Consider the following 19,272-nt stretch of genomic DNA (forward strand, 5'->3'; position numbering starts at 1 on the left):
GGGGTTAAGTTACGGTTTATTTTATTCTGTAAAAATTGACTTCACATTTGTCATACCCTTGAGCGATTGTCTTGCCAAGCTCAAAATCAAATTGATCGAACTTGCTTTCGATCCCTCTGTCTCCGCACATTGCGATGTCACAAAGTTTATCTAAAAATTCACCCTCGATCCCGACAGATTGCCATGCCGTCACAAGTGGACAGTGGCCATATTCTAACTTGAGTACTTCTTCCGTGATCTCTTTAACTTCAATTTCAAAGATGTTGCGGATGTCTTCAGTGAAGAATGTGTTTCCAAAATCCACGAGACTATCCTTATCGGTCATGCGATCTTTGATGCCATCGCCATGAATTTTTCCTGTGTTAAAGACAGCGTTTCTACCGATGGTTTCCCAATCTAGGCCTTTTTCTTTAGCTTCTTTTAAGATTAATCCCATCCATAACCCTCTATGGATGATGGCACCCCTGATTTTATTGATCTCTGCGTTAGATGTGTTTTTAGGTTGATTTAATGTGCTCATATTGTATTGCCTCCTCTTTTTTTAGAAAAATAAGTTGATAAATAGACCCGCTATGATGACGGAACCCGATGTGGCACTGACGAATCCTGAAACTAAAGTTTTAGGTAAAAAGTGTTCGAGCAATAGTTTATATTCTTCATCAGTATCTGAAAGCAGTTTTGCAGACTCATTACTGAGCACATAACTGGCTGGAAAACCACCTGCAATGGTGCCGAGTCCAATTGCAAATGACATGGCTTTGCTCAGACCTAACTTCTTGCCAAGTGGAATCGTAAAGACTGCAATACCAACCGCAGCAAGTGTTATTAAGATCGCAAAATTCACAATAATAGATTTTAAAACTTCAATCGTAACACTGTTAAGACCTGAAAATACAAACATCATGATGATCGTGATGAAAAGGCCAAAACTTCTTGAGAGTTCCAGTGGCTTTCTCTCGATGAAGCCGATTTCTGCTGCGAGAACGCCGATGAGTAGGGCAAAAACGTATTTTGAAACTGCACCGTTTGTAAGTTTTTCGAGGTACGAGGAAATAACCACTAAAACCAGTGTTTTTAAGAGTATGATATAGTCCGTTTGAAATTCTTTAGGCGTGTCAGGGAAGATTCTGAATTTTGATTTTTTCTCAGTTGCCTTTTCAGGATTCAAGTTGTACTGACTTAAGTCCAGTTCGCCCGCTCTAAATTTTTTAAGGACACTGCGACCTTCTATCTTTAAACAAGTGTTGATCAGTGGGAACCCGACGAAACCTTGTAAAACATACATCGCCATGGCGATTACCACGAGGTATTCATCCCCTTTTACAGCGCCTTGCATGATGATTGCAGAGACTAAACCGCCTGTTAGTGGTGGCGTAGCAGTAGCTGCGATTTGTGTGCCGACGAATAATTTGCCCACAGTCATGATGGTGATACAAATGCCTGCCATCCCTGCAAGTGTCAAGACAACTGTTTTCCACTGCGCGATGAGCTCATCTTTATCGAGCATCGTGCCAAGATGTGTGACCATGATCATGACGAAAAGTCCAGGTAATGCAGGACCAACACCTGCGATTGTTAAGATGTCCTTTGGAAATATGGTCCAGAATCCAACGATAAAGAGTGCTGCGGTGACAAATATTGAAGGAATCAAGGCCTTCGTTTTAATGGAGATGATTTCTCCGATTGCCAGAGCAACAAGCATCAGTAAAAAGGCTTCGCCAGAATTAATGGTATATTCTCCTTGCATGCTTTTGTAAATGGTAAAATAGCTGATTAATACGGTTATCCCCAAGATAATGCTACCGTACAAAAATACATTTTTTTTGGCTTTAACGACGGGTAGAGCTTTGGTTTTTAATTCGTTTTCCATGGTGTACCCCCTTTTCATAATATTAATGGTCCCCGGTGTTAATTGTGATCACACCTTGTATAACTGCAAAATAGATGCCAAAAGTGACTAGAAGTGCAATAAAAGTCTGAATATACTGAAAATTCAACGATTGTTTCAAATGTTGCTTTTTTAAATCAATCATATTAAAAAATATGAATTATCAAAATGATAATTACTTTTTCTAAAACGCTTATCATTTTGATAATATTAGACGCATAAAATCAAATCATTGCGTAAAGGTAAAGGTTACAGGATTTATCATTTTGATAACAAAAGCGTCTTTTAATCTAAAAAAACCTCTGTTCCAGTATTTGTGGATAGAGGTTTTTTAGATTAAAGGCGCTATAAATTGTATTTTTTGATTTTTCTATAGAGTGTGGCAATACCTATGCCTAGGACTTTCGCGACTTTATTTTTATCTTCTACGCCGTGCCCATAAACTTCTAGAGCCTCAAAGATCAGATTTTTTTCCATTTCATCAAGTGGCATGAGCTTTAATCGAGAAGGGTCTTCTATTGGATTGACTCGAATGCGCTGTGGGATACTGCTAGGGGTGATATAGGCACTTGTCTCCATGTTGACCGCATATTCGATGACGTTTTCAAGCTCTCTGACATTGCCTTTCCATGGATTGTGCATTAAAATATCTGCTGCATTTTGATGAAAACCTTTAATATTTTTATGCAGTTTTGTATTGTAATGATTTAAAAAATAGTTGAGCAAAATTTTTACATCGCCTTTACGTTCTCTTAGAGGCGGAATGTTAATGGGGATTACGCTGAGTCTGTAAAACAAATCTTCTCTAAAAGAACCTTCGCTGACCATTTGTTCTAGAAATTTGTTAGTGGCAGCGATGACTCTGATATCGAGCTCAATACTTTTGTGACCACCCAGTTTTTCCAAACTTTTCTCTTGGAGCACTCGAAGCAGTTTGGTCTGTAAATGGATGGGGACATCGCCGATCTCGTCAAGAAATATAGTGCCGCCTTGGGCGAGCTGGAACTTACCTAATTTGCCCCCCTTGGTTGCGCCTGTAAAGGAGCCTGCTTCGTATCCGAACAATTCACTTTCGAGCAGGCTCTCGGGAATAGCGGCGCAGTTAAAGGCGATAAAGGGCTTGTCACGTCTGTTGCTGCTATAATGAATCGCCCGTGCGAACAATTCCTTGCCAGTGCCGCTTTCCCCCAAAATGAGCACTGTGGAGTTACTGTTGGCAACCAATTGAGCTCTGTCTTTCACAAGTTTGATCTCGGGACTCTCGCCGATGATGTCTTCGAATAAGGTGGATTGAGTGTTGAGCGAAATCGTATTAACCACATTGAAAATATCTTCCATTTTTTTAAATATAAATATAGAGCCTGCACTTTTAGTGCCAAGAGGAACTGGTTTTCCAGAGACTAAGGTATGATATTCGTGATGCTTATTTGTAATGGAAAGCTCGATGTTATTAAACGGCTTTTTTTGGGTCACAAGTTTTTCAATATATGTTTTAGGCAATATTTCGAATATTTTTTTCTGATCCAATTGTTCGGAGTTTAAGGAGAGCATATTGAGGATCACGGCATTTTTATAGATAATAGTACCGTATTCATCCACTGCGATGATGCCTTCGTCGACAGAGTCAATAATGGCGACCATTTGGTTGATCGCGATTTGCAGTTTACCAGAAGCCTCTTGTTCTAAAGCTTTGCTTACGATTAAATCCGCCATATGGGTTAAAAATTCAATCAAGTTAACTTGATTTTCAAGGAGTGTTGTTCTATAGTTTTGAGAAATGGCTATGAGGCCGATGGCCCCCAGTGTCAAATCCTTGTATTTAATGGGAACACAGATCATAGCTTGCAGATTGCATTTGTCCTTTTCAATGCAGACAATACAGTTTTCATTATCCTCTTTACCGGTAATGACGACGGGCTCTCCAGATTTCAGAACCGATCCAATGACATAGGTATCTTTAATATAAAGCACTTCAAGGTCAAAATGTTTTTTGGTATCCCCAATTTTGTTGAATTCATTATCTGAAATGATAACGTCCATATTTAAAACGCTTCCAATCGCCTCAGATATGTTTTGAACAACATGCCTAATTTCCATGAGTTTAATCATATTCAGCTCCTTTAATGTATTCTTGATTTATGAAAGCAATTCTTGAATTTCAAAGGCAATTTGAAGGCGAAGTCGATCTTGATAGTCGTTCAAATCCAGCTTCAAAATTTCTTCAATACGGCTCAGTCGGTAGGTAAGTGTGTTGCCGTGAATGTGTAGGTGCTCTTTCGTATAGGACCAATTGCAATTGGATTTTAAATAGGTGACCAGTGTCGTTAAAAAATCTTCACGAGAGGCGTTGTTGTATTGGAGTAAAGGGTTTAACAGATTTTGTGTATAGTTTAGCAAATCCTCTTGAGTGTTGGCAAGTAAGAAGCGCTTAATATGGATATCTTTAAAATAAAGCCATTGAATAGAGGCTTGATCTCCTTTGATTAAACGAACGGTATGACGACTGTTTTCGTAGGCTTCTTTAAATTGATTGATTTCTGAAAAATCATCGCTGATGCCAATTTTTATGAGCAAATCCTTAAAAACAGTTGAATAGTTGCCATGATATTCTGATTGTATAAAGGTCAGTAAGGATTCCACTTGAAGGGGACCAGATGTTAAATGGACTTCCAAAATGCAGACGATTTGATGATGTCTTATCAAGGCCACTGATCCTGGACAATTGTTTTTTAAAAAGGTCGTAAAGTGATGATAATAATGTTTAAGGCAATCACGCATACGCCTTTCATAATTTTGCGTATTGGAGTAAGAACGCCCTTCAAAAGCAAAATCCAGCAAGAGTATACGATGTGGTGCCGAGAGATTAAAGTGATAACTTTCAGAACATTTTAAGACATAAGCGAGATTATCATTACTGATGAGGCTGTCTAAAAAATCCCCTTTTAAGGATTGTTCAAGATCGGTCAATTCATTTTGTTTTAGAAATTCAAGCGCCAAAATCGTAGCGCTTCGCTCTGCAGTAATAATTTCGTTTTCTAAAAGTGGTGTCGTTTTACTGAGCAGGCAGAGCCAACCCATGGGTTCTAGGTTTACAATTATAGGAAAAATAAAGTAATGTCTTGCTGTGGTGGACTCATAGAAGTTGTTTTTAGAATTTCTTTGTAACTTTTGGACGATCAGTGGCTTTATGACACGAAGCGTTTCTAAGGTGTTATGACCGAGCGTATGATGGGTGATGTTGTGAAATATATCGAAGATCAAGATCTCTTTTTGAGTGAGCAGTTTCACTTCGTTAATGATATCTGCCACAGTACTGCCCTTTAAAACCATGTCGGTGAATTTACTATGGACTTGTGTGCTGTGTTTATATTTATCGCGTTGACTCTGTATAATCTTATTGTATTCTTCAAGTTTTCGATTGTTTTCAAGTTCTCTTTCTAAGCTGCGCGCATTGATTATGGCGATGGTCGCTTGTACAGAAATGGCTTTGAGCAGTTCGACATCACTTGCCACAAGGGGGACTTTATTGCTGAAATTATCGATGACTAAAACGCCTAAAGTTTCATTTCGATGTAGGAGGGGACAACAGATGGAACCATTGATGTTAGAAGCGATGACGGCACCTTTGACGGCGAGTTCGGTATTGCCCTTGGACATGGTACTCATCGCATTTTTAACGACATTATTATCGGGGAAAAAAACAGGTTCGTTGCGTAAAAAACACATGCCGGTCATGGATTCGCCAGGTTTCATTTTGACATTTTTAACGGTATCGCCCATGCCCACATAAGCATACATTTCTAATAAATCAGAGGCTTTATTATATAAGAAGATACAGCCAGCGTCCCCACCATCGATTAGATCAATGGAGAGTTCAAGCAGTGCCTTGAGAATTTGATCGGTGTCCTGTGAACTGTTTAGAATTTTACTGGCATCGAGTAATGCTTCTAATTTTTTTTCACGTATTTCAGAATGCTGCATGAGACCTCCTTTAAGAGTTTTTATTATTATATACCTTTAGCACAAAAAAAAATAGAATTATTTGGTGTATATCCCATGGTAATTATGTTACGAAATTGTTAGACTATTCAATAAATAAGTTTGGGAGGACTAAGAAATGGTATTAAATGTAGTTTTAGCGTTCAGTATTGTTTTGGCGATTTTGACGATTGGCGAAATTGTGTCAACGAAGACCAAAGCATTCGTGCCATCCGTTTTTGTTTCAGCAACTCTTTTCTTAATTGGGTATTGGACCATTTTACCGGCTGACATTGTTACACAGAGTTCATTTTCAACACCGATTGTCTATTTATCAATGTATTTATTACTGACTCATATGGGCACGCTGATGAGCGTGAGAGAATTATTAGGACAATGGAGAACCGTTGTAATTGCTCTAGCAGGGATTGTAGGTATTTGTGCCATGACGCTTACAATAGGGCAAGTCTTATTTGGATGGCAAGCCGTTGTAGCAGGCACACCGCCACTTACAGGTGGTGTCGTGGCATCTATTTTACTTTCAACTGCCGCAACTGAATTAGGGTTGCCGGCGATTGCAGTGCTTGCAACCGCAATGTACATCATGCAAGGTTTCTTCGGTTATCCTGTAACCGCTTTACTTTTGAAAAAGGAAGCAAAACGATTGGCCGATCAAGTGAGAAGTGGTGAAGTTTCTTTTAAACCACATGAAAAATTGGCACAAGAAGCATTGGCAGAATCGAGCAAGAAATTTAGAATTTTTCCACCGGTCCCTGAGCAGTATTTAACACCTTATGTGATCTTGGTGAAATTGGGATTTGTGGCATGGCTTGCCGTGTTAGCATCTCCATTCCTTCATTTAAATCAATTTGTGGTATGTTTACTCTTTGGTGTAATTGGTAGAGAAATTGGTTTCCTTGAAGAAAAAGCGCTTGTTAAGGCCAATGCATTTGGATTTTTAATGACTGTTTTAATGGCATTTATCTTTGCTGGATTATCTCAAGCAACGCCGGAAATGCTTAAACAGATTGCAGCACCATTATTTGGTATTATCGTTTTAGGGGTTATTGGCATGGGCATTTTATCAATCCTTGTGGGGAAACTCCTCGGATATACTAAAGAAATGGCATTTTCTGTGGCAATGACAGCACTTTATGGCTTTCCGGCCGATTATGTTCTAACGATTGAAGCCATCAAATCGATGACTGAAACAGAGGAAGAGCATGATTATGCTACGGATCAAATGCTTCCTAAAATGCTTGTAGGTGGTTTTACCACTGTTACCATTGCATCGGTTATCATCGCAGGGATTTTCGTAAAATTATTGTAACCCTTGGGGAGATGTCCCTGACTTTAAGAAGTGGGGGGCATATCCCTAATCCAGTGGGAGTTTTAACTCCCACTGGATGCAATCCGATAGGATTGTGCAAGGGTTACGAAGGTAGCGAAGCGGACTGAGTATGATTTCAATAGTAAGAAATTAGGTTCAAAAGTGAAGTTACGAAGGTAGCGAAGCGGACTGAGTATAGAGTATATGCTTTGATAATAGTTGCACTGGGCAACCCATTGAAGTCGGCACGAGTTTCCTGATAGGCTTGTGTCGATTTCAATCTGTTTTGTTTAAAAGTAAAGGAGTCCACTATGTATACAAATCTGAATCGCATCAGAGCAGATATTGAAATGCTTTCAACATTCAATGATTCTGATGGCGAGGGTTTAACGCGATTTTCACTTACAAAAGCGGATCGCGGGGCAAGAAATTATTTAAAGAACGCACTGGAAAAGCTTGATCTCAAAGTTTATGAAGATGCTGCGGGAAGTTTGATAGGCAGATTAGAAGGTTCAGAACCCTTGGCGCCGACGATACTGATCGGTTCTCATTTTGACTCTGTGCGCAACGGCGGTCACTTTGATGGTCCAGCAGGTGTGGTCATGGCGCTTGAGATTATGAGAGTTTTAAAGGCAAAAGATATCAAGTTGCGACATTCAGTGGAATTTGTGGCGATGATTGAAGAAGAAGGGGGTCGGTTTGGTGCTGGCGTCTTTGGAAGCCGTGCGATGACGGGTCAAGTCACTTATGAAGATCTCGTTAAGCATAAAGATGAAGCGGGCATTTCTATGGCAGAAGCCTTTGAAGCTTTTGGATTTGATCCCAAGAAGATTGGTGAGGCAGCTAGAAAACCCGAATCTATCAAAGCCTTTATTGAACTGCATATTGAACAAGGACCTGTGCTCGAACACGAAAAAATAGATGTGGGCATCGTTGAGTCCATCGTTGGGATCAGAGAATTTCGAGTCATCATTAAGGGCCGTCCTGACCATGCGGGCACGACGCCAATGACCCTAAGAAAAGATGCACTTTGTGCAGCAGCAGAGGTCATATCTGCGCTTCCCAAGTATGCCAGTCGTGCAGAGGAAGGTACGGTTGCCACGGTGGGCGTCTTGGAGGTTAAACCTGGTGCCGCTAATATTATTCCTGGGAAAGTTGAATTTACGGTGGACATTCGGTCCAGACATGCGTCAGCGATCCAAATTGTACAAGATGAGATTGAAAAAAAGTTGAATGATTTAGCAAATCTTAATGGCATTCAATTTGAAATAGAAATGTTACTTTCTGTTAAACCTGTTGCCATTGACGCAGAAGTGATAAAATGTTTTAAAGGACAAGCGGATCAAAATCAATTTTCATATAAAATGATGAACAGCGGTGCAGGTCATGATGCGATGATCATGGCATCAATAGCACCATCGGGACTTATTTTTGTGCCCAGTAAAGACGGTAGGAGTCATTGCAAAGAGGAATGGACGGATTATGACGCCCTTCAAAAAGGGATTGAGCTAATTTGTCATTCTATTATAGAACTTGGGAGGTAAAAACATGTCGATTAGAGAACTTGTGCACTCACATAAGGATTATGCGATACAAATACGTCGCGAATTTCACATGAATCCAGAACCGAGCATGAAAGAATACAGAACTTCAGATCGCATCATGGAAGAACTTAATGCCATGGGAATTGAATGTAGAAAAGCGGCTGGAACAGGTGTCATTGGGATTATTAAGGGAAATGGTGCAGGTAAAACCATTGCACTGAGAGCAGATATCGATGCACTCGATCTTCAGGAAACCAATGAAGTGGCTTATAAATCACTCAATGATGGGTTCATGCATGGCTGTGGTCATGATGGACATGCGGCGGGACTCTTGACAGCGGCAAAAGTGCTAAAAGAAGTGTCAGATTCATTTAAAGGGCAAGTCAAACTTATTTTTCAACCTGCTGAAGAAACTGCAAAAGGCGCTAAAAAGCTGATTGAAGAAGGTGAACTTAAAGACATCGACGGTATTTTCGGAATCCACCTTTGGAATGATGCACCTGTCGGTAAGATTTCAATAGAAGCAGGACCACGTATGGCTTCTGCGGGTATTTTCAAAATTTATGTAACGGGTAAGGGGGGGCATGGTTCGATGCCGCATCAAGGCGTAGATGCTGTTATGGTGGGATCAGCCATTGTAACCAGTCTTCAGTCGCTTGTCAGCAGAGAAATTAGCCCACTGGATCCTGCGGTACTTTCAATCGGAATATTCAATGCGGGGACAAGGTTTAATGTGCTTGCAGGCGAAGCGTACTTAGAGGGTACAACACGTTGCTTTAGTATGGAAGTTAACGATGCTTTTGAAGGCATGATGAGAAGAGTGATCGACAACACAGCAGCGGCTTATAGGGCAACGGCGATTTTGGATTATGAGCAATTGGTAGTGCCAACGATCAATACGCCAGAGATGTCTGCTATTGGTGAAAGAGCGGTTGAAACTTTAATGGGGAAAGAGGCACTTGTCACTTATGAAAAAACCACTGGTGGAGAAGATTTTTCTTATTATTTAAAAGAAGTACCAGGAGCTTTTGCATTCGTTGGCACTAAAAATGTAGATAAGATTCCAAATTTTCCACATCATCATCCTAAATTTGACATCGATGAAGATGCACTTGAGGTAGCAGCTGGTCTATATGCACAGTATGCAATCACCTATTTAAATGACTAGAGGCGGGTTTATGATGGCTGTAAATAAGGTCTTAGAAGATCAAATTGAATATGTTATCAACATGCGTAGAGAGTTCCATAAAAATCCTGAAGTGAGTTGGCAAGAGTATCACACGTCAAAACGGATCAAAGAAGAACTTGATAAAGTAGGCATTCCGTGGCGGTCGTGTGCTGAGACAGGCATAGTGGCCACAATCGTTGGCGGGTTACCTGGGGGTGTTGTTGCCCTTAGGGCAGACATGGATGCGCTTCCTGTGAATGAACAAAATGAAGTGATCTATAAATCCGTAAAACAGGGCGTTATGCATGCGTGTGGACATGATGGTCATTCTGCTATGTTGCTTGGGGCTGCAAAGGCTCTAGAGGCACTTAAAGCTGAAATACCTGGAACTGTTAAACTCTTGTTTCAACCCGCTGAAGAAATGGTTGAAGGCGCTAAGCGCATGATCGCTGAAAACGCGCTAGAACAGGTGGAAGTCATTTTAGGCATACACCTTTGGAATGATTTAGAGACTGGAAAAATGAATATTCAATCGGGTCCAAGAATGGCATCCGGTGATTATGTAATCATTGATTTTAAAGGCAAAGGCGGCCATGGTTCTATGCCAGATCAGACGGTTGATCCGATTGTAGTGGCTTCTGCTTTTGTCATGAATTCACAGACTATTCTAAGCAGAGAAAAAAGTCCAATGGAGTCTGCTGTCTTCACAGTGGGCGAACTCAAGTCGGGCACACGGTTCAATATAATCTCAGAAAGTGCACATCTTGAGGGCACTTTGAGATGTTATGGTGAAGAGGCGAGAGATCGATTTGCGGATGCGATTAAACGTCACGCTTATGAAACCGCCAAGGCTTTTAGAGCTGAAGCCACCGTGACGATTCATAAAGGCACGCCTGCGACGATTAATGAGCCTAAAATTACACAACTTGCAGTTAAAGTGGCTGAGCGCATTGTTGGCTCTGAAAATATGATCTCTCAGGAGAAGACGACAGGTAGTGAAGACATGGCTTATTACTTACAAAAAATACCAGGCGTCATGGCTTTTGTGGGTTCTGGCCACAAAGATAAAACACTCAGCTTTCCACATCATCATCCGAAATTTGACATTAACGAAGAGAGCTTAAAGTATGGAACAGCACTTTATGTTCAATTTGCACTGAATTATCTTAACAAAATCTAAAACTTTTACTTGATATTATTTTATTCTGCGATAGAATAAAATTAGAATATGAATCAGTGATGATCAAAGCTAAGGTTTAAATTTTGCTGTAGAGAGCTAGCGTGTGGTGAAAGCTAGTGCATGATTAAACCCCTCCACTTTAGTAACTGTCGGCGATGAGCCGAGGGGTGAGCCCTGTATAGCTTAAACGAGATGGTAGCTGAAATTACAGTTACAATTTGGGTGGCAACGCGGAACTTCCGTCCCATGTTTTGGGATGGGAGTTTTTTTAATTCCATGAATCTTCGTACAGTAAAAGGCAAAATGTTCAACCGCTGAAAGATGTCAGCGAAAATCGTTTTGAGTCATCAAGGATGGCTCAAATATGATAATATAAATCATAAGATTTGAGCCGAAAGGCTTGAAGCGGAATGTTCAACCGCTGAAAGATGTCAGCGAAAATCGTTTTGAGTCATCAAGGATGGCTCAAATATGATAATAAAAAAAGGTGGTGTAGGTTATGTTAGATATCAAATTAGTAAGAAGTAACCCTGAGCTTGTTAAGACCAATATCAAAAAGAAATTTCAGGATCATAAATTGGTTTTAGTGGATGAAGTTATCGAACTAGATGAGGCTTACAGAGCAGCAAAAACAAGAGGTGATGAACTCAGAGGGATTAGAAATGCCGTCAGTAAAGAAATTGGTGGCTACATGGCTAAAGGCATGAAAGCAGAAGCTGAGCAGACAAAGGAAAAAGTGGCCGCAATCGGTGCTGAACTTGAAGACCTCAAAGTGAAAGAACAAGAATTGTCAGAGCAAATCAGAGAAAGAATGCTGGTGATTCCCAATATTATTGATGACTCTGTGCCAATCGGTAAAGATGACAGCGAAAATGTTGAGGTTCAAAAATACGGCGAGCCTTTCGTGCCAGATTATGAAGTGCCTTATCACGTTGATATCATGGAGAGGCTTAAAGGACTTGATCTCGAAAGTGCTCGTAAGACCAGTGGCAATGGATTCTACTATCTAAGAGGCGATATTGCACGTCTTCATTCTGGGATATTGTCTTATGCGCGTGATTTTATGATTGATCGTGGTTTTGAGTATTGTATTCCACCTTTTATGATTCGTTCTGAAGTCGTAACAGGCGTTATGAGTTTTACTGAAATGGAAAATATGATGTATAAAATTGAGGGTGAAGACCTTTATCTCATCGGTACAAGTGAGCATTCTATGATTGGTAAATTTATTGATAATCTCATGGATGAAGAAGAATTGCCACAGGCGCTGACCAGTTATTCACCTTGTTTTAGAAAAGAAGTGGGTGCGCATGGTATAGAAGAAAGAGGCGTTTACCGCATTCATCAATTTGAAAAACAAGAGATGATCGTCGTATGTAAACCTGAAGAGAGCACAGAGTGGTTTGTCAAACTCTACAACAATACGATCGATTTCTTCAGAACACTTGATATTCCAGTGCGGGCTCTTGAATGTTGTTCTGGCGATTTAGCAGACTTAAAAGTGAAGAGTATCGATGTTGAAGCTTGGTCACCACGTCAGCAAAAATACTTTGAAGTGGGCAGCTGTTCAAACCTTGGAGATGCTCAAGCCAGAAGACTAGGCATCAGAGTAAGAAGCAAAGAAGAAGGCAATTACTTTGCGCATACACTCAACAATACAGTGGTTGCACCGCCGAGAATGCTTATTGCTTTCTTAGAGAATAATTTACAAGAAGATGGCTCCATTAAGATACCAAAGCCGCTTCAAATGTACATGGGTGGTAAAACGGAGATTAAGTAAATCGATAAAAAAAGCGCGTGTCTTTAGGGCAGTGGTCATAGGGATACTTTCTGAACCTACCTAATGAATGGTGGCATTTAGCGGACAGTTACGGCTGTCCGCTTTTGTTTTGTGTTAGGCATGGTACTAATCTAGCTGGTGTAAGTCCAGTCGCGGATATTTACCGCCAAGCGTAGTGAACCACAAGTCAGTATCAGTAATGGTATGGATGAAGGAAATGGTGTAGTGAAATTCTTGAGCCTACGAACAGAAACTTGATAAGGCGATTAGGTGGGTGAGGTTGCATAACAAACTTAAGCCCAAATGGTAAACGTAAACCGAAGTTGTAAATCAAGAGGTTGTGGAATGAAAGATTAGGGTTTAGGGAGGGAGTCAGATGAAGTCACATGAGGGCGTAATAGCTAAAGGACTGAAACGATTTATAGTACAAATCGGTATTCATAAAATGTAACTGTTCAGTCACTCAGACACTTTAGTCTTCACTTTCATCATTCGAATGTCTCGCTCTGCTAAATTATTGTCGAAGGGAACAGCGAAGTTTTTAACAAATAAGCAGACTGATGCCTTGTAATTGTGAAGACGTTCAATCAGAGCACGTGTTTTCCCTTTGCCTTGACGTCCTCGCTTGCCAATCGGTTTCTCTATGATTGGATTACAAGTTATAGACTTATTTTCTAAACGCTTAATCTCTTCAAATTCTCTATCAAGGGTCTTGATACTACCAGCTTTGAATCTAATAATGTATTCCCCTCTGTTGGATTTACAGATCTCCATCACAGGACCGTTAGCATATAAGCTATCTGCTAGTATGCAAATAGGAAGTCGAGAAAAATCTTTTTTTAAACGTTTTGATAAACGTTTAAAAGCATTTCTTTCACAGTCCTGTTTTGTAACAAATTCATCTTCATTTTCTATAAATTCGGTACCTATGCTAAATACAAATTCACCAAGAATTAATTTTGCTTCTAAAACATTGTGATAATAACTAAAGGTCTCCTTATCGGTTTCTTTATCCACGTGTTTTCTGGTTAAACAGTGCTCGCAATGCCTTTTGTTAAATGAATGGGGACCTGTTGCATCAACGGCTACCAACCAATATTTCTGTTTATTGCTTTCGAATCTATACTGCTCAAAGCTTCTTTTCTTCAATAGATCTTTTATCGTACCAGTTCTTACTTTTAACAGTTCATCAGGATCGAGTTCTTTTAAAAAGTCAGTAATCGTATCATGATGCGGCATTTCAACTAATTCAGGATTCTTAACGAGTCTTCGAAAATTTTCAATGCTTTCATTGTTATTGAAACTTTCAGTTACGCCTGTGACTGTTTTAATCGTCATCAAATTACCTAATAATGATGTCATCAGAAGTTCTAATGGACTGTAGACCGTATAACTTCCATGTCTTGGATCGATAACATCATTTGGGGTTTTTTCTAAATCTTTAAAAAAGTGTTTCTTAACCTTCAACAAATCCATAATTGGAGTACGTTCATTATTCAGTTCTCTTTTCATCGCTCAAGTAATTGCTTCTGTATGCATTAGACACCTCACTAAGATTATTTATACCTATGTATAATTATATAATTTGTGAGAATGTTTTGCATCCTGTTTAACCCGAAAAAATTTACTCTTTAGAGCTGGAGGGAATGGCACGGCTATCGCATGAAAAAAATGTAGAGTATTTTAGGAAAAGTGAATGCGAAAATGCAGAAGGAATAAATGGTAATAATTACAAAAAGGAATTAGAGAAGTAATGTCGAATTCAATACTAGAGGAAAAAAACTCTGGAGGAGAATTCATATGGACAAAACAATGTTTAAAAGTGCATTTGAAAATGTAAGCGATTTTAGACAAGAGTGGAAAGTAAAACATAAGCTGATAGAAATAATCTTTACAACAGTGATTGCAACGATTGCAAATGCGAATACCTGGATAGAAGTAGAATCCTTTGTAGAGGCAAAAAAAGAATGGTTTAAAAAATATGTGGATTTAGAGAATGGCGTACCTTCTCATGATACGTATAAACGCGTATTTGAAAATTTGGATAGTGATTCTTTTAATAGAGCCTTTATAAGCTGGACAAGCAAGCTATCGAATGAATCCGCTGGCAGAATAATCGCTGTAGATGGAAAAACATCAAGGGGATCACATACAGAAGATAGAAAGGCAATCCATCTGGTAAATGCGTGGGTAGAAGAAAATGATCTTTTGCTAGGACAATTGAAAACAGAAGAAAAGAGTAATGAAATTACAGCAATCCCCGAACTGTTGGATTTGCTATTTATAAAGGATAGCATAATCACAATAGACGCTATGGGTACACAAAAAAAGATAGTCGAAAAAATAATAGGAAAAGAAGCAGATTATGTACTCTCATTAAAAGGGAATCAAGGTAATTTTAATGAAGAAGTAAAAAGTTATTTTGAAGATGCAATTGAATCCAATTTTAGAGATTACCCAGTAAGTAGAAAAACAACTCTAGAAAAAGGTCATGGAAGAATTGAAAAAAGAGAGTATTATCAGACAAACGATATAGAATGGTATGTAGAAAAAGACAAATGGAAAAACTTATCAAGCATAGGTATGGTAAGGCGCACAGTGACCACAAAAGGAAAAGAAAGCGTAGAAGTGAGCTATTTCATATCCAGTTTAAAAACACCAGAAGAAGGACCATGTGAAGTGTTTGCAAAGGCCGTGAGATCACATTGGGGTGTAGAAAGTTGTCATTGGATACTTGATGTTGTTTTTAGAGAAGATCATAGCCGAGTAAGAATGAATAACGGTGCTGCAAATCAATCCATGTTGAAGAAGATAGCCATGAATATTTTAAAACAAGAGACCATCACGAAAAAGAAGACCAGTTTAAAGTTGAAGCGTTATAAAGCATCAATAGATGAGTCTTTTCTAACGAAAGTMGTATCTGAGCTGTAGAAAAAAGGCTGAGTTATACCATTCGTAGGGTAAGTCGGCTGTAGTGATACAAACGGTTTATTAGTTGTGCCCTCAAAACTGTAAAAAGGATTGAGCTCTGCATTAAAACATAAGTCATGCCACATAATCCAATAGCGCAATGCTATTTTTTTAAGACTTTGAATAAAAGCCTTGATTATGGTAGATTTTCATGCGATAGCCGTGCTGAGTAATTAGTGCCCCTTTTATAATGTGAAAAAGTTTGATATAATGAAGTTAATAGAAAATTAATGGCAAGAGAATGAGAGCCATCACAACACAGCCTTTGAATAGGCTTGTTTGTGATGGCTCTTTTTGTATACGATTTGCTATAGAGCTCAAGGAGGATCCTAAACATGTATGATGTAGCCGTTATAGGGGCTGGTGTGATCGGTGCAGCAGTTGCAAGAGAACTTACAAAATATGATATAAAAGTAGTGGTGCTTGAAAGAGAGAACGATGTCTCTTGTGGGACGACAAAAGCCAATAGTGCCATTGTTCATGCGGGCTATGATGCCCCTTATGGCTCGAATAAGGGGAAGTTTAACGCTTGGGGGAATCGAATATTTGGAGAAGTATGTGAAGCTCTTAATGTGCCGTTTGATCGCACGGGGTCGTTGGTGTGTGCTTTTTCTGAAGAAGATTTATTGACGCTGGAGGCTTTAAAGCGCAATGGGGAACTGCTTGAAATTCCAAACCTTGAAATCATAGATCAAGCGGCACTTAGAGCAATAGAACCCAATATCAGTGAGAATGCCATAGCAGCACTTTATGCGCCTACAGCGGGGATAACAGAGCCTTGGGAACTCACAATAGCTTATATAGAAAACGCAATGGACAATGGCGCTGAGCTGAAATTGAATTTTGAAGTCAAAGCCATAGAAAATAAGGTTAATTTTTATACGATTTCAGACGGTAATGAGCAGATTGAAGCGAAATATGTTGTAAATGCGGCGGGGGTTTATGCGGATCAAATATATCGCATGGTTTGTGATACGCCAGAGTTTACCATAGCACCGAGAAGAGGTCAGTATTATTTACTGGATAAGTCGGCAAAAGGTCACGTAAAGACAGTGGTTTTCCCATGTCCGTCTAAAGCGGGAAAGGGTACTTTAGTAGTCCCAACCGTTGATGGTAATTTACTCATTGGTCCGGATTCAGAGGATCTGGATAATTCACAAAAAGAAGCCACTGAAACGACCTTAGAACGCTTGGATTTAGTCAAGCAACTTGCAAATCAATTGATTCAAAATATTCCTTTTAGAGAGAATATAACCACTTTTGCAGGCCTTAGAGCAGAACCTTCAACAGGTGATTTTATCATAGGTTTTAGCAAAGTGGCTGGTTTTTACAATCTGGCGGGGATGAAATCGCCGGGGTTATCAAGTGCACCTGCCATAGGCGTTCATGTTGCGGAAGAAATAGCCACTGTTTTGAGTGCTCAGAGCAGAGTAGGATTTGAACCTAATAGAAGAAAAAGACTTAAATTTGAACATTTGAATGACATTCAAAGACAAGCGCTGATAAAGGAAAATCCTGCATATGGTCGTGTGATCTGTAGATGTGAAATGATCACTGAAGGTGAAATTGTCGATGCGATTCATAGAAACTGTGGCGGTACAACGCTGAATGGTATCAAGAGACGCGTTAGACCAGGAGCTGGAAGATGTCAAGGCGGTTTTTGCGGGCCTAGAGTTATGGAGATTTTAGCAAGAGAACTTGACGTTGAAATGGAATCCATTTGCCAAGAAGGGCAAGCATCTCATATTCTCATTGGAAAGACCAAATCATTATAGGAGGAAATTATCATGAATTATGATATTGTCGTTATTGGTGGTGGTCCAGCAGGACTTGCAAGCGCCATTGAGGCACATAAAAAGGGTGTCAGCAGTATATTGGTTATAGAAAGAGATCGTGAACTCGGCGGTATATTACAGCAGTGTATTCACAATGGATTTGGACTCCATATTTTTAGAGAAGAACTTACAGGCCCAGAGTATGCAGAGCGTTTTATAGAAGCGCTTAAGGCGATGGGCATTGAATATAAATTAGACACCATGGTACTTGAAATAGGTGAAGATAAGTGCATTAAAGCCATGAATGAAATAGATGGTTTTATGAGCATCAAAGCAAAAGCCATTATTCTTGCGATGGGATGTAGAGAACGGACACGTGGCGCTATTGCAATTCCTGGAACAAGACCCGCAGGTGTTTTTAGTGCAGGAACTGCTCAGCGGTATCTTAACATGGAAGGTTATATGGTGGGGAAAAGAGTCGTCATACTGGGTTCAGGAGATATTGGGCTCATCATGGCCAGACGCATGACGCTTGAAGGCGCTAAAGTGCTTGCGGTGGCGGAACTTATGCCCTATTCGGGTGGACTTACAAGAAATATAGTTCAGTGTCTAAACGATTTTGACATACCCCTTCTTTTAAGCCATACGGTGACTGAAATCAAAGGTAAGGACAGAGTCTCTTCTGTGGTGGTTTCAAAAGTAGATGCACATATGAAACCCATAGCGGGAACAGAAGTGGAATACGAATGTGATACGCTGTTATTATCTGTGGGTCTTATTCCAGAAAATGAACTGTCAAAGCAAGCTGGCGTTGAAATTGATCCTAGAACCAGTGGCCCTATTGTCAATGAATCCATGGAAACAACCGTTGAAGGGATCTTTGCCTGTGGGAATGTTGTTCATGTACATGATCTTGTGGACTTTGTAACGGCTGAGAGTAACCGTGCAGGTGCAAATGCCGCTAAATATGTGATTGAATCTCGCAAAAAAGCATTTAGTGTGATTAACACGTATTCAAATGAAGGGATCACTTATATTGTGCCTCAATATATTCGATTTGAAAATTTAGAGGATAAGTTTAACCTCTTCATGCGCGTTAAAAAAGTCTATCACAATGCCAAAATGGTGGTAAAAGCAGATGGGGTTACCATTAAAGAGTTTAAAAAGAATCACATGGCACCTGGAGAAATGGAAAATCTTGTATTGGAGAAATCCTTATTAAATGAATCTATAAAATCGCTCACGGTTGAAGTCATCAAGGAGGTGGTGTAATCATGGCACAAAAAGAACTCATATGTATCGTATGTCCTTTAGGTTGTCATCTAACAGTAGAGATAGATGAATCGAAAGAACAGGGCATCAAAGTATTTGGTAATAAATGTCCTAGGGGCGAAACTTATGCCAATAAAGAGTTAACAGCGCCGACGAGAATGCTACCAACAACCGTTAAAATCAAAAATGGCATCCTCAATAGATTGCCTGTTAAGACAGAAGCACCTATTCCAAAAGAAATGATCTTTCCGTGCATGGCTGTCATAAACGAAGTTGAAGTTGAAGCACCTGTAAAGATAGGGGATGTTGTCATTGAAAATATTTTGGGAACAGGTGTGAATATTGTAGCGACGAGAACGATGACTGCAAAGTAATTCAACTCAAAGG

15 protein-coding genes are annotated in these 19,272 nt (G+C 39.7%); 9 read left to right on the forward strand and 6 right to left on the reverse strand.

Translation table 11 applies throughout. The annotated features are described in order from the left end of the window. Nucleotides 1–16: 16 nt before the first annotated feature. The 5 genes from F3D3_RS17390 to F3D3_RS17405 all read right to left on the reverse strand — a co-directional run bounded on the left by F3D3_RS17390 (nucleotide 17) and on the right by F3D3_RS17405 (nucleotide 5,869). The gene (locus tag F3D3_RS17390; RefSeq protein ID WP_069875730.1) at nucleotides 17–520 is read right to left on the reverse strand and encodes an L-2-amino-thiazoline-4-carboxylic acid hydrolase; all 504 of its coding nucleotides are present in this window, start codon (nucleotides 518–520) and stop codon (nucleotides 17–19) included. Nucleotides 521–541: 21 nt separating this feature from the next. After that, nucleotides 542–1,870 (reverse strand): hypothetical protein, encoded by a 1,329-nt coding sequence (locus F3D3_RS17395; RefSeq protein ID WP_242877163.1) that lies wholly within the window; start codon nucleotides 1,868–1,870, stop codon nucleotides 542–544. A 22-nt stretch (nucleotides 1,871–1,892) separates the two neighbouring features. Further along, nucleotides 1,893–2,033 carry a hypothetical protein gene (locus F3D3_RS24270; RefSeq protein ID WP_175438417.1) on the reverse strand — a complete coding sequence of 47 codons (141 nt, stop codon included), beginning with the start codon at nucleotides 2,031–2,033 and terminating at the stop codon, nucleotides 1,893–1,895. Nucleotides 2,034–2,233: 200 nt separating this feature from the next. Next, nucleotides 2,234–3,997, reverse strand: a complete 1,764-nt coding sequence (locus F3D3_RS17400) for a sigma 54-interacting transcriptional regulator (RefSeq protein WP_069875731.1) — start codon at nucleotides 3,995–3,997, stop codon at nucleotides 2,234–2,236. A gap of 27 nt (nucleotides 3,998–4,024) precedes the next feature. Continuing rightward, a complete protein-coding gene (locus F3D3_RS17405; protein WP_069875732.1) occupies nucleotides 4,025–5,869 on the reverse strand; it encodes a helix-turn-helix domain-containing protein in 1,845 nt (614 codons plus the stop codon). 136 nt (nucleotides 5,870–6,005) lie between these two features. Here F3D3_RS17405 and F3D3_RS17410 point away from each other — a divergent pair, with 136 nt between their 5' ends. The 5 genes from F3D3_RS17410 (at nucleotide 6,006) to serS (ending at nucleotide 12,868) form a co-directional block, all read left to right on the forward strand. After that, nucleotides 6,006–7,196, forward strand: a complete 1,191-nt coding sequence (locus F3D3_RS17410; RefSeq protein ID WP_069875733.1) for a hypothetical protein — start codon at nucleotides 6,006–6,008, stop codon at nucleotides 7,194–7,196. A 311-nt stretch (nucleotides 7,197–7,507) separates the two neighbouring features. After that, on the forward strand, nucleotides 7,508–8,740 hold the full coding sequence (locus tag F3D3_RS17415; protein WP_069875734.1) for a Zn-dependent hydrolase: 1,233 nt from the start codon (nucleotides 7,508–7,510) through the stop codon (nucleotides 8,738–8,740). 4 nt (nucleotides 8,741–8,744) lie between these two features. Then, on the forward strand, nucleotides 8,745–9,908 hold the full coding sequence (locus F3D3_RS17420; protein WP_069875735.1) for a M20 family metallopeptidase: 1,164 nt from the start codon (nucleotides 8,745–8,747) through the stop codon (nucleotides 9,906–9,908). 10 nt (nucleotides 9,909–9,918) lie between these two features. Next, nucleotides 9,919–11,088: an amidohydrolase gene (locus F3D3_RS17425; RefSeq protein WP_242877164.1), complete on the forward strand. Its 1,170-nt coding sequence runs from the start codon at nucleotides 9,919–9,921 to the stop codon at nucleotides 11,086–11,088. 499 nt (nucleotides 11,089–11,587) lie between these two features. Further along, nucleotides 11,588–12,868 carry a serine--tRNA ligase gene (gene serS, locus F3D3_RS17430; protein ID WP_069875736.1) on the forward strand — a complete coding sequence of 427 codons (1,281 nt, stop codon included), beginning with the start codon at nucleotides 11,588–11,590 and terminating at the stop codon, nucleotides 12,866–12,868. Nucleotides 12,869–13,327: 459 nt separating this feature from the next. Here the strand turns inward: serS and F3D3_RS17435 are convergent, their stop codons facing one another. Further along, a complete protein-coding gene (locus tag F3D3_RS17435; RefSeq protein WP_069875737.1) occupies nucleotides 13,328–14,380 on the reverse strand; it encodes a transposase family protein in 1,053 nt (350 codons plus the stop codon). A 288-nt stretch (nucleotides 14,381–14,668) separates the two neighbouring features. On the opposite strand from F3D3_RS17435, the gene F3D3_RS17440 reads away from it, so the two are divergent. From F3D3_RS17440 to F3D3_RS17455, 4 genes are all read left to right on the forward strand, one after another. Further along, on the forward strand, nucleotides 14,669–15,799 hold the full coding sequence (locus tag F3D3_RS17440) for an ISAs1 family transposase (RefSeq protein ID WP_069872581.1): 1,131 nt from the start codon (nucleotides 14,669–14,671) through the stop codon (nucleotides 15,797–15,799). A gap of 374 nt (nucleotides 15,800–16,173) precedes the next feature. Beyond that, entirely contained in the window at nucleotides 16,174–17,613 is a 1,440-nt protein-coding gene (locus F3D3_RS17445) for an NAD(P)/FAD-dependent oxidoreductase (RefSeq protein ID WP_069875738.1), read from the forward strand. A gap of 12 nt (nucleotides 17,614–17,625) precedes the next feature. Then, nucleotides 17,626–18,885, forward strand: a complete 1,260-nt coding sequence (locus F3D3_RS17450) for an NAD(P)/FAD-dependent oxidoreductase (protein WP_069875739.1) — start codon at nucleotides 17,626–17,628, stop codon at nucleotides 18,883–18,885. Nucleotides 18,886–18,887: 2 nt separating this feature from the next. After that, nucleotides 18,888–19,259, forward strand: coding sequence for a DUF1667 domain-containing protein (locus F3D3_RS17455; RefSeq protein ID WP_069875740.1), 372 nt, complete (start codon nucleotides 18,888–18,890; stop codon nucleotides 19,257–19,259). Nucleotides 19,260–19,272 lie beyond the last annotated feature (13 nt).

Source organism: Fusibacter sp. 3D3 (assembly GCF_001748365.1).
Taxonomy (GTDB): domain Bacteria; phylum Bacillota; class Clostridia; order Peptostreptococcales; family Acidaminobacteraceae; genus Fusibacter_A.

Coding starts and splice junctions, on each gene's coding strand:
- F3D3_RS17390 (WP_069875730.1), bottom strand. CDS start 520: ATGAGCACATTAAATCAACCTAAAAACACATCTAACGCAGAGATCAAT.
- F3D3_RS17395 (WP_242877163.1), bottom strand. CDS start 1,870: ATGGAAAACGAATTAAAAACCAAAGCTCTACCCGTCGTTAAAGCCAAA.
- F3D3_RS24270 (WP_175438417.1), bottom strand. CDS start 2,033: ATGATTGATTTAAAAAAGCAACATTTGAAACAATCGTTGAATTTTCAG.
- F3D3_RS17400 (WP_069875731.1), bottom strand. CDS start 3,997: ATGATTAAACTCATGGAAATTAGGCATGTTGTTCAAAACATATCTGAG.
- F3D3_RS17405 (WP_069875732.1), bottom strand. CDS start 5,869: ATGCAGCATTCTGAAATACGTGAAAAAAAATTAGAAGCATTACTCGAT.
- F3D3_RS17410 (WP_069875733.1), top strand. CDS start 6,006: ATGGTATTAAATGTAGTTTTAGCGTTCAGTATTGTTTTGGCGATTTTG.
- F3D3_RS17415 (WP_069875734.1), top strand. CDS start 7,508: ATGTATACAAATCTGAATCGCATCAGAGCAGATATTGAAATGCTTTCA.
- F3D3_RS17420 (WP_069875735.1), top strand. CDS start 8,745: ATGTCGATTAGAGAACTTGTGCACTCACATAAGGATTATGCGATACAA.
- F3D3_RS17425 (WP_242877164.1), top strand. CDS start 9,919: ATGATGGCTGTAAATAAGGTCTTAGAAGATCAAATTGAATATGTTATC.
- serS (WP_069875736.1), top strand. CDS start 11,588: ATGTTAGATATCAAATTAGTAAGAAGTAACCCTGAGCTTGTTAAGACC.
- F3D3_RS17435 (WP_069875737.1), bottom strand. CDS start 14,380: ATGAAAAGAGAACTGAATAATGAACGTACTCCAATTATGGATTTGTTG.
- F3D3_RS17445 (WP_069875738.1), top strand. CDS start 16,174: ATGTATGATGTAGCCGTTATAGGGGCTGGTGTGATCGGTGCAGCAGTT.
- F3D3_RS17450 (WP_069875739.1), top strand. CDS start 17,626: ATGAATTATGATATTGTCGTTATTGGTGGTGGTCCAGCAGGACTTGCA.
- F3D3_RS17455 (WP_069875740.1), top strand. CDS start 18,888: ATGGCACAAAAAGAACTCATATGTATCGTATGTCCTTTAGGTTGTCAT.